The organism is Gordonia sp. UBA5067 (genome assembly GCF_002414845.1).
GTDB lineage: Bacteria > Actinomycetota > Actinomycetes > Mycobacteriales > Mycobacteriaceae > Gordonia > Gordonia defluvii.
Genome location: NZ_DIAX01000044.1, coordinates 3818 through 4084 on the forward strand (window position 1 = coordinate 3818; position 267 = coordinate 4084).

General features: G+C 71.2%; 1 protein-coding gene. It reads right to left on the minus strand.

All coding sequences use genetic code 11. The annotated features are described in order from the left end of the window. The coding region (locus tag B4M62_RS06705; protein ID WP_290706206.1) for a sensor histidine kinase at window positions 1–267 on the minus strand (267 nt) is incomplete at both ends.

Sequence of the window (267 nt, forward strand, 5' to 3'; positions counted from 1 at the left end):
GCCTGCGGGGCAATGTGAGGCTGAATGTGGCGCCCCGGTCGGTGCCCTCGGATGCGGCGGTGAGGTCGCCGCCATGGGCGCGGGCGATGGATCGGGCGATGGTGAGCCCGATGCCGGTTCCGGCCGCGTGGCCGTTCGGGTCGGCGCGGAAGAATCGTTCGAAGACGTGCTCGAGGTCTTCGGGGGCGATGCCGCGTCCGGAGTCGGACACCTCGACGCATGCGATCTGTGCGTCGGCCGCGACCGATACCCGTACGGTGCCGCTCG